Genomic DNA, 10,218 nt, shown 5'->3' on the forward strand with positions numbered 1-10,218 from the left:
TATGGCAAAAGCATCACAAATTATTCGTAATAAAAAAGTAGCAAAATTTTCAACTAGAGAATATACACGTTGTGAACGTTGTGGACGTCCGCATTCCGTTTATCGCAAATTTGGCCTTTGCAGAGAATGCATGCGTGATTTAGCACATCAAGGTCAACTTCCAGGCGTAAAGAAAGCTAGTTGGTAAAAATAATCATAAAATATATAAAAAAGTTAAACATAATACGCTTTTTTTGTTAAAGTAAAAAGAAGTTATTCAAATCAAACTAAGGGAAAGAGTTATGGAGAAATTTCATTTTACGAAACGAGAAAAGCTTTTTTTATTGTTGGCATTATTAGTACTGGTATTTTTATTTATTTCTAGTTCAATGACATACCATGAACAGGAATTGCATGATGGCACAGTCAGTAAATATTTTGGTTGGCTAGAAAATATTGTGGCTGGCTGGAATTTTACTTATGGCGGACGCCTTCATAATGCACAATTAGATGGGCGAGCAGGACTTGCACAATTTGTTTTGCGGAAGATGGCACATTTTGGCTCATACTTTTTATTGGGCGGTTTTGGCTATTTAGGCTTGCGCCGCATTTTTAAGATTAAGTGGATAGCTCCCGTTTTAACTTGGTTTGCAGCAATTGCATTTGCTGCTTTTGATGAGTATCATCAATTTTTAACAGGAGATAGAACTCCGAGCGTACATGATGTAATTTTGGATGCTTCTGGGGCTTTAACGGCTATTATTTTAGTTATGATCGTTTTATATTTAAAAAATAAGTATTGGGCCAAGAAAAAATAGTTTTAAAGCTTTGACATCATTGAATTTTAGGGTGCTGTGAGTTAAGATAATATCGTTAATTAATATTAGAAAAAAGAAAGAGGGATCCTTATGTCAGGACATTCAAAATGGCACAATATTCAAGGCCGCAAGAATGCACAAGACGCAAAGAGAGGTAAAATTTTCCAAAAGTTATCTCGTGAAATTTATATGGCTGCAAAGAGTGGTGGTCCTGATCCTGATGGGAATCCTACATTACGTATGGTAATTGATAAGGCACGTTCAAACAACATGCCTAAGGACAACATCAAGCGTGCGATCAAAAAAGCCGAAGGTGGTTCAGAAGAACACTACGACGAAATTACTTATGAAGGTTACGCTCCAGGTGGTGTTGCTGTCTTTGTAGAAGCATTGACTGACAACAAGAACCGTACTGCTTCAGATGTTCGTGTTGCTTTCACTCGTAATGGTGGTTCACTTGGTGCTACTGGTTCTGTTGCTTACATGTTTGATCGTAAAGGCTACATCGTAATTGATCGTTCAACTACTGATGCAGATGAAGATCAAGTATTGCTTGATGTAATGGATGCTGGTGGTGACGATCTTCAAACCAGTGATGATGCATTTGAAATCTACACTGATCCAAAGCAATTTGCAGACGTTCGTGATGCACTTATTAAGGACGGTTACAAGCTCGCAGATGCTGAATTAACTATGATTCCACAAAACACCACCCCAGTTCCAGCAGATAAGAAGGAACAATTTGAACATTTAGTTGATGCTCTTGAAGACAGTGACGATGTTCAAAATGTTTACACTGCAGCAGCTGATGAAGACTAATTATTAAATAGAGAAAATGACTCAACCAATTTGGTTGGGTTATTTTTTTGTCCTTTTTTCTAAAAAAATAAATTTTTTTAAATTTCTCAGAAAAAAATCGTCTTTTTTTGCGTATTAAATAGTGTGAGGCAAAAAAGGAGGATTTTTATGAAAACGAAGGAATTTATCAATGAATTACTCACTTCCGCAATTTCGTGTAAGGCGAGCGATATTTTCTTTTTTCCGAAAAAGGAGAATATGATCGTGCAGTTTCGGACTAATCAAGGGGTAATTACTCAAACCGACTTTTCTTTAGATGAGGGACAAGAAATTATTAATTTCTTTAAATATAGTGCCCAAATGGACATTGCAGAACATCGTAGACCTCAGGTAGGGGCAATGACATATGGCATTGATCAAGCGGAATATTATTTACGTCTTTCTAGTTTAGGTGATTTTTCCGATCAAGAATCATTGGTCATTAGAATAATTTATGAAATTAAGCAAAGTAAGTATTTCTTTCCTGAACAAGTAGAATCGTTAGAAAAATTAGCTTTGCATCGAGGGCTGATTGTGACTAGTGGACCAACGGGTTCAGGTAAGACGACTACGATGTATGAAATTGCAAAGAAATTGAGCCCTAATAAAGTAGTAATGACCATTGAAGATCCAGTTGAAGTTCATGAACCTAAATTTTTGCAATCACAAGTCAATAATAAAGCCGGGATTGATTATCAAAGTTTGCTAAAAGCAGCTTTACGGCATCGCCCAGATATTTTGATTATTGGAGAAATTCGTGATCAAGGTACAGCAAGGTTGGCAATTGATGCTGCTTTAAGTGGACACTTAGTTTTTGCGACGGCCCATGCTAAAAGTACTTTGCAAACTATTTCACGTTTGGAGAGTTTAGGTATCAAAAATGATGAATTATCTAATTGTTTAACCGCGGTGTCTTATCAAAGGCTATTGCCTAGTTCGATAGGGATACAATGTCTAATGGATATTGCTGAGGGCGAACTTTTAAATCAAGAATTACAGCAAAGCGTGCGAAGTGACTTCGTTAATTGGCAAGAAAATATGCAACTGTTGCGGGAAGGAGGAAAAATTGATGCTGAAGTATATGAGCAATTCAAAGAAGGATAGGTTGAATAGTGAAGAACAGCTTGTTTTTTTAGATTATTTAAAACATAGCTTGGAAAATGGTTTTTCATTAATTAATTCAATAGAGCTGATGCCTGTTTTATGGCCGAAGAAAAAAGAATTAATGCAAAAGCTGGTTAAACGAATGAAGGAAGGCAATAGCTTTAGCGTCGAATTAATCCAGTTAGGATTTTCGAAAACAACGGTAACACAGGTTAACCTAGCATTGCAGCAAGGAAATTTAATAGAATGTTTGAATCAATTAGCTATTCTCAGTCGACTTAAACAAGAGCAAGTCAAAAAATTGCGTGCTGAGTTGTCTTATCCATTCGTTTTAGCAATCATGATGGTAATTTTGCTTGTTTTTATGCAATCGTTTATATCCACTCAGTTTAATGATAGAAGCGAATATTCAGGTGATTTGATCATGTTGGGGCTAATTGGAGCTGTACTTGCTGGAATTTATTTTTTAGCTAGGATAATTGTTTTGCTTAACAAACAAGATTACGATTCAATGCAAAAACTAACCAAGTATCCCATTATTGGCCCGGTAATTTCGCTATATGTTAATTATTTATTGGTGTATGACATTGGGATGCTGCTTGCCAGTGGCTTTTCACTGCAAAAAATGTGTGAATATGCGTCAAAGCAGGAAAAAGGCTCGTTGCAGCAAGCTTTAGGGCAAAAAATAGGTCATGAACTAGCTGAAGGTAGAAATTTAGAGAAAATCATAGAACAAGAAATATTTTTACCAAATAGCTTGTTAATCTTGCTCAAGACGGGATCAGAAAGAAAAAATCTAAGTCAGAGTTGCCTAATGCTTGGGCGCAGTTTATTTATCGATTTAACTCAAAAAATAGAGAAATTAGTTGTTAATGTACAACCATTTTGTTTTATCTTGATTGGCTTATGTGTAATTGGCATGTATTTGAAGTTATTAATGCCAATGTATTCAATGATGCAAGGACTTTAAGGAGAAAAAAGATGAAAAAGAAAATGAAGAGATATTTGTTAAACATTTTAGCTAAAAACCGTCGTCAAGAAGGTTTTACTTTAATCGAAATGGTGGTTGTGATTGCCATTATTGTGATTTTGATGGTATTAATTGTACCTAATATGTTGAATCAAAAGGAAAAAGCGGAGAATAAGACTTCAGATGCATTTAAGACTACTTTGCAAACGCAGGTAGAAATGTATAAAGATGATGATCATGGTACACCAACTAAATTTGATGAACTATTAAAGGGTGATTATTTAACTCAAGATCAAGTAAATAAAGCTAATAAGAGTTTTAAATTAGAAAATGGAAAAGTTACTGAAATTAATAAGAAATAAATATAGGGCTTTTACTTTAATTGAGACAATGATTACTTTGGCGATTTGTTGCGGGATGATGTTAATTGGCAGTTTGCAGCTTAAGAAATATCAAAATCGCTTGGTCTTCGATAATACAGTAAAAGAAGTGACTGCTGCCCTCGATCAAGCCTCACGAATTAGTACGATTGAAGGACATGCCGTAACCGTCATCTTTTCTGAGAATCAGCACTATATCAAATTGGTCGGTGGAGGTCATGAAAAGCACGTTAATATAAATGAAAATATCGATATTAAAGGCTTAACAAACTTTGTTTTTTCTAAAACAGGCCGTTCCGCTCCTAGAACAGTAACTATCAGTGGTTATGGAATGAAAAAGGCTATCAAGTATCAAATGTTATGGGGACGAATGGCAAAATGAAAAAGGTAAAAGGATTCTTAATATTTGAAAGTGCCATTGCTATTATTATTTCAGTTGTTGCTGTGAGTTGTCTTTATTTAACCGTTGCTGAAGGCCAAAAAAATGGTCAGGAAATAGAATTAAAAACGGACCGAATCTATGCCTATCATGTATTGAAGACCAGTGACTTGGATCAGATAACAGTGCATGATCACGTTTATGAAAGGGTGGGGCAACATTATCTTAATGACAAGACTACTAACCAAAAATTCAAGGTTAAAGACTAAGGGATTTATGTTAACAGAAGTCATCTTTTCTCTTTTTATCACTATTTTAGTACTTTCTATTTTGCAAAACTTGTTGCTAAGTATTAAAAAGGCCAGCATGAATGAAAACCAACATGTGAATGATGTTGCTTATGCATATGTTCAATTGAATAATTTTATGCATGCAGAAAATACAAAAAATGTCTATCCAATCACAAAAGATGCTAAAAGTAATAGAACAGCTTTTGTTCGAGTTGATAAAAATTGTGAAGAAGAAATGTATACGATTGAATATTATTTAAAAAATCATGTTTTAAAAGTATCAAAAGCAGGAGCTGATCGTGGTGGATATATGCCGCTTATTTTTAATATTAAATCGGCTCATTTTGCAACGAAAAAAGACCAAATTATTATTCATGTGGTAGAAAAAGATAAGAAAAAATCAGATTTAGTCTTTAAGCTTGATGAAGAACCTAGACCAGAAAGAGAGAAAAAGATTGTTAAAAATAAAGGGAAGCGCGCTGCTTAGCAGTATTTTAGTTTTAATTACGACTCTGCTTTTTATCAAAATATATCAAGAAGTGTATTGCGCAAGCATGGAAAATAATCTAATGATCATCAAATATCTATCTGGCAAATAACTTTTCTTGCACCTCTACTTTCCTTTCTTTAAAATAATGGAGGTATGGAGGGACGTTATGGAAAAATTTAAGAAACTTTTTAATCAATTTTTAGATTGCGTACAAACTTTGCAAAAAGCCTTAAATGTTTCATTTACAGAAGCTTTAGTTGAAACATTCGATAATTTAGAGCAGGGTAAAATTAAAGTCGAAAACGGTGCACCAGATGAACAAACTGTTGCTGAACTGAGCAAAAAATATCAAGCACTTGATTATGATGAAATTAGTCAAAAAGATAAGGCACAAGTTTTTACATTTTTAACTTTAAAAGCAATCAATGATGATGGCTTTGATGTTAATAAGATGCCAACTCCACCAGCAATTTCAACTGTTATTGCAATGTTGATGCACAAGTTGGTGAAGAATGAAAAGATTGAAATAGTTGATCCGACAATCGGTACAGGAATCTTATTGTTTTCAATCATTTCACAGTTGAAAGCCTTAAACCATTCTAAAGATAATTATCAATTAGTCGGAATTGATAACGATGAAGAAATGCTTAATTTAGCGGATGTAGCGGCACACTTGAATGACTTTGACATCGAACTTTATTGTCAAGATGCATTGATACCTTGGATGTGTTCAAATCCAGATGTCGTAATAAGTGATTTGCCAATTGGCTATTACCCAGTTGATGAAAATGCTAAGAACTTTGAAAATCGCGCAGAAAAAGGACATTCATTTGCACACCTACTATTAATTGAACAAATAATTAAGAATTTAAAGCCAGCTGGTTATGCATTTTTAGTTGTTCCTAAATCAATTTTGTCAGGCAAGATTGGTGCTGACTTTATGCCATGGTTGACCAAAAAGGTATATTTAAAAGCAATCGTTGAATTGCCTGATGATATGTTTAAAAATAAGTTTAATCAAAAGTCGATTCTGGTTTTCCAAAATCATGGAGAAGATGCTAAAGCTAGTGAAGTTTTGTTAACTAAACTGGATTCTTTGAAAAAAGAAGAGGCTTTGATTCGTTTTAATGTTAAGTTAAACGAGTGGTATACTAAAATCACTCATTAATTCGTGAAGCACTTAACTTTTGTTGAAAGAAGAGGAAATTATTTTTATGAAAAAGGTTTTGGCGATTAACTCAGGTAGTTCATCTTTTAAATATAAGTTATTTTCATTGCCAGATGAAAAAGTGATTGCAAGTGGTATGGCTGATCGTGTTGGATTGGACAATGCTTCTTTTGAAATTAAATTGGCTGACGGCACTAAGCATGTAGAAAAAACAGAAATTGCCGATCAAGAAGCTGCAGTTAACTTGTTAATTAAATTCTTGAAGCAATTTAATGTAGTAGATGATTTGCATGAAATCGTTGGCGTGGGTCACCGTGTAGTTAATGGTGGTGAATACTTTGATGATTCTACTATTATCACCAAGGAAAATTTACCTAAGATTTATGAACTAGAAGATTATGCTCCACTTCACAACCCAGCTGAAGGCCATGGAATTGAAGCATTTATGAATGTATTGCCAGAAGTACCACAAGTAGCCGTGTTTGATACTACTTATCATCGCGCTCTTGATCCAGTTCACTACTTATATTCTCTTCCTTATGAATACTATGAAAAATATGGTGTTCGCAAGTATGGTGCACATGGCACATCAATCCGCTATACTGCACCTCATGCTGCTAAAATGCTCGGCAAAGATTTAAAGGATTTAAAATTAATTATTTGTCACTTAGGTTCAGGTGCTTCAATTACTGCTGTAAAAGATGGAAAATCGTATGACACTTCAATGGGCTTTAGTCCAATTGCTGGTATCACAATGGCAACTCGTTGTGGTGATATTGACCCATCACTTATTCAACATTTAATGCATGTTGAAGGAAAATCCATGGATGAAATGATTCATATCTTGAATCACAAATCTGGGTTGCTTGGCTTATCAGGTATTTCTCCAGATATGCGTGACATCAGTGAAAGCGACACAGAACGTGCTAAACTTGCAAGAAAGATTTTTATTAATAGAATCGTTCGTTACGTTGGTTCATATATTGCTGAAATGGGCGGCATTGATGCTATTATCTTTACTGCTGGTATTGGTGAACATGATATGAGCGTACGTAAGGAAGTTATGGATGCTTTCAAGTACATGGGTGTTGAACCAGATTATGAAGCAAACGAAGAAAACGGTGAGCATTTCATTACTAAGCCAGATTCTAAGGTGAAGGTAATGGTTATTCCAACTAATGAGGAATTAATCATTGAACGTGATGTAGTTCGTTTGACTAACATTAATTAAGCTTTTTGTTCGCAGGATTAGCTTGTCTATGCTATAATGTTAGAGTCTCAAGGGGATGTTTTTGGGATTCGACAGGCGTAGATTCGCATTGACTGCGATTCGTAGGTTACGTCTACGTAAAAACGTTACAGTTAAATATAACTGCAAATAACAAAAATTCTTACGCATTAGCTGCTTAATTTAGCGCATGCGTTGCTCTTTGTCGGTTTACTCGTGGCTGACACTGAGTATCAACTTTAGCGAGTTACGTTTAACTATCTCACCTGAATAGTTGAAAAGAGTCTTAACAGGTTAGCTAGCTCATCCTAGCCCTGTTATATGGCGTTTTGAGCTAGTGAAGTTCAAGTAATATAACTATGATCGTAGAGGTCAGTGACGGAATGCGTCTGGACAGGGGTTCAACTCCCCTCATCTCCATCGAATGAAAAAAGTCTTGTTAGGATATGATTCCTAGCAAGACTTTTATTTTTATGTATCAATAACTATTAGTTATAGTATCCTTTCAAAAATAAGTATTTTGAAGGAGAAAGAATTCTTTATGGCGTTAATAATGCTGAACTTGAAGGCATTACTTTTGGAAAAGGTGAATCTCCTTTAAAAGAAGCAAAAAATATTCAGTTAAAGGATTCAATTTTTACGTGGAAATATCCTTTGTGGTATGACGATAACGTAAAAGTCGAAAACACTACATTTGAAACCATGTCTAGAAGTGGAATTTGGTATACCAAAAATATTTTGATTAAAAATAGTGCCTTGCAAGCGCCTAAATTATTTAGAAGAGCAAGTCATATTAAGTTAGATAATGTCCATTTTGTCGATGTGGAAGAAACAATGTGGACATGTAACGATATAAAAATTACTAACTCTCAAATTAATGGAGATCATTTTGGTAAAGATAGCAAAAATATTTACCTTGATCACGTTAGCGTAGTTGGTAATTATGTTTTTTATGGTGCAGAAAATATTGAAGTTCATCATTCTACTTTTGTGTCTAAGGATGCTTTTTGAAATTGTAAAAATGTAACGATTTAGGATTCAACGATTGATGGTGAATATCTGGCTTGGAATACTCAAAATCTTAAATTGATTAATTGTAAAATCGAAAGTAATCAGGGCTTGAATTATATTGACCATCTTGAAATTAAAAATAGTTTATTGATTCATACTGACTTGGCTTTTGAATACGTTTCAGATATGGATGTACAATTGAACTGCAAGATTGATAGTATTAAGAATCCTATTTCAGGAAAAATTGAGGTTCCAGAAGTAGATACCTTAATTATGGATTCATCTAAAATTGATCCTGAAAAGACAGAAATTATTTGCCCAAAGGTACATGAAAAATTAATGCATTCTGATAATAATCAAAAACCCAAGGATTAGTGATAAAAATGGAATATGATTTTGAAAATGCACCTGATCGCAGTCATACTGATTTGGTAAAGTGGGATGTTAAACCAGGGGAATTACCAATGTGGATTGCCGATATGGATTTTAAAACAGCGCCTGAAATTATTGAGGCAATGCAAGCAAAAATTTCATTAGGAGCTTTTGGCTATGAATGGCCTCAGAAAGATTATTTTAATGCAGTAGCAGATTGGTATGAAACAGAACATGGGTGTCGGCCCCATAATGATTGGATGATTTTTACCACAGGAGTTGTACCCGCAATTTCAACAATTGTGCGTCGTGTTTCACATATTGGTGATAATGTCCTAGTTCAAGAACCTGTTTATAATATTTTTTACAATTCTATTTTGAATAATGTACGCCATGTTTTATCAAGTGATTTAGCTTTTGATGGCAAAAATTATAGTGTCGATTGGACAGATTTGGAAGAGAAATTAGCTAATCCTTTAACTACGTTGATGATTTTTTGTAATCCTCATAATCCTATTGGTAAAGTGTGGACTAAGGCAGAAGTGCAAAGAGTTGCACAATTATGTCAAAAACATCATGTCGTTTTGCTTTCAGATGAAATTCATGACGATTTAGTTAGAAAGGGGCAGGGTTACACTCCAGCATTTTCAATTGAAGCTAAGAGCAATGTGATTTTTTTTAGTTTCACCAAGTAAAACTTTTAATGTAGCTGCACTTCATGCTGCAACAGCAATTGTTCCTGATGAAAATTTGCGCAACATTGTCAATCGCGGCTTAAATAGTGATGAGGTAGCTGAACCTAATCTGTTGGCCATTCTAGCCACGATCGCGGCATACGAAGAAGGTCATGGTTGGCTGAAAGCATTAAAGCAGCAATTAAATGAAAATTTCGCTTATGTCAGTCATTTCATTCAAGAAAATATTCCTGAAATAAGAGTTATCTCTGGGGATGCTACTTATCTAATGTGGATCAATGTCCAAAAAGTAGCCAATAACTCTGCAGAATTAGTAGAGTTTCTTAGAAAAGAAACAGGTTTAATTGTTTCGGCCGGTAGTGTTTATCGTGGCAACGGTCAAGATTTCATCCGGATAAATCTGGCTTGTCCATTAGCAATGGTGAAAGATGGGATAAATCGATTGGCTGAAGGGATTCGTAAGTATAGCAAATAGGTTTACATGTAAACTAAAAAGT

At 34.6% G+C, this 10,218-nt stretch carries 11 protein-coding genes, 1 other RNA gene and 2 pseudogenes; all 14 read left to right on the forward strand.

All coding sequences use genetic code 11. The annotated features are described in order from the left end of the window. Position 1: 1 nt before the first annotated feature. The 14 genes and pseudogenes from HMPREF0518_RS03385 to HMPREF0518_RS03445 all read left to right on the forward strand — a co-directional run bounded on the left by HMPREF0518_RS03385 (position 2) and on the right by HMPREF0518_RS03445 (position 10,196). Entirely contained in the window at positions 2-187 is a 186-nt protein-coding gene (locus tag HMPREF0518_RS03385) for a type Z 30S ribosomal protein S14 (RefSeq protein WP_003626102.1), read from the forward strand. Between the two features lie 94 nt (positions 188-281). Then, entirely contained in the window at positions 282-797 is a 516-nt protein-coding gene (locus tag HMPREF0518_RS03390; RefSeq protein ID WP_003626104.1) for a VanZ family protein, read from the forward strand. Positions 798-887: 90 nt separating this feature from the next. Next, entirely contained in the window at positions 888-1,616 is a 729-nt protein-coding gene (locus HMPREF0518_RS03395) for a YebC/PmpR family DNA-binding transcriptional regulator (RefSeq protein ID WP_003626106.1), read from the forward strand. Positions 1,617-1,763: 147 nt separating this feature from the next. Then, positions 1,764-2,738 carry a competence type IV pilus ATPase ComGA gene (gene comGA / locus HMPREF0518_RS03400; RefSeq protein WP_003626108.1) on the forward strand — a complete coding sequence of 325 codons (975 nt, stop codon included), beginning with the start codon at positions 1,764-1,766 and terminating at the stop codon, positions 2,736-2,738. Further along, complete coding sequence (locus HMPREF0518_RS03405; RefSeq protein WP_025283433.1) at positions 2,707-3,708, forward strand: type II secretion system F family protein; 1,002 nt, start codon at positions 2,707-2,709, stop codon at positions 3,706-3,708. Before comGA ends, HMPREF0518_RS03405 begins: the two co-directional genes overlap by 32 nt. 11 nt (positions 3,709-3,719) lie before the next feature. Continuing rightward, positions 3,720-4,070 (forward strand): competence type IV pilus major pilin ComGC, encoded by a 351-nt coding sequence (gene comGC / locus HMPREF0518_RS03410; RefSeq protein WP_003626112.1) that lies wholly within the window; start codon positions 3,720-3,722, stop codon positions 4,068-4,070. Next, positions 4,039-4,470, forward strand: a complete 432-nt coding sequence (locus HMPREF0518_RS03415; RefSeq protein WP_003626115.1) for a type II secretion system protein — start codon at positions 4,039-4,041, stop codon at positions 4,468-4,470. Before comGC ends, HMPREF0518_RS03415 begins: the two co-directional genes overlap by 32 nt. Further along, positions 4,467-4,736, forward strand: a complete 270-nt coding sequence (locus HMPREF0518_RS03420; protein WP_003626116.1) for a hypothetical protein — start codon at positions 4,467-4,469, stop codon at positions 4,734-4,736. Before HMPREF0518_RS03415 ends, HMPREF0518_RS03420 begins: the two co-directional genes overlap by 4 nt. Continuing rightward, a complete protein-coding gene (locus tag HMPREF0518_RS03425; protein ID WP_257875289.1) occupies positions 4,696-5,244 on the forward strand; it encodes a ComGF family competence protein in 549 nt (182 codons plus the stop codon). Before HMPREF0518_RS03420 ends, HMPREF0518_RS03425 begins: the two co-directional genes overlap by 41 nt. 169 nt (positions 5,245-5,413) lie before the next feature. Beyond that, complete coding sequence (locus HMPREF0518_RS03430) at positions 5,414-6,415, forward strand: class I SAM-dependent methyltransferase (protein WP_003633546.1); 1,002 nt, start codon at positions 5,414-5,416, stop codon at positions 6,413-6,415. Between the two features lie 46 nt (positions 6,416-6,461). Continuing rightward, complete coding sequence (locus HMPREF0518_RS03435) at positions 6,462-7,646, forward strand: acetate/propionate family kinase (RefSeq protein ID WP_003633547.1); 1,185 nt, start codon at positions 6,462-6,464, stop codon at positions 7,644-7,646. A gap of 51 nt (positions 7,647-7,697) precedes the next feature. After that, positions 7,698-8,066, forward strand: a transfer-messenger RNA (tmRNA) gene (gene ssrA, locus HMPREF0518_RS09650). An 81-nt stretch (positions 8,067-8,147) separates the two neighbouring features. Continuing rightward, positions 8,148-9,029 (forward strand): annotated as a pseudogene (locus HMPREF0518_RS03440) (DUF3737 family protein); the annotation flags it as partial. 8 nt (positions 9,030-9,037) lie between these two features. Then, positions 9,038-10,196: pseudogene (locus tag HMPREF0518_RS03445) on the forward strand (MalY/PatB family protein). Positions 10,197-10,218: the final 22 nt, after the last annotated feature.

The organism is Lactobacillus helveticus DSM 20075 = CGMCC 1.1877, from assembly GCF_000160855.1.
In the GTDB taxonomy this organism is placed as follows: Bacteria; Bacillota; Bacilli; order Lactobacillales; family Lactobacillaceae; genus Lactobacillus; species Lactobacillus helveticus.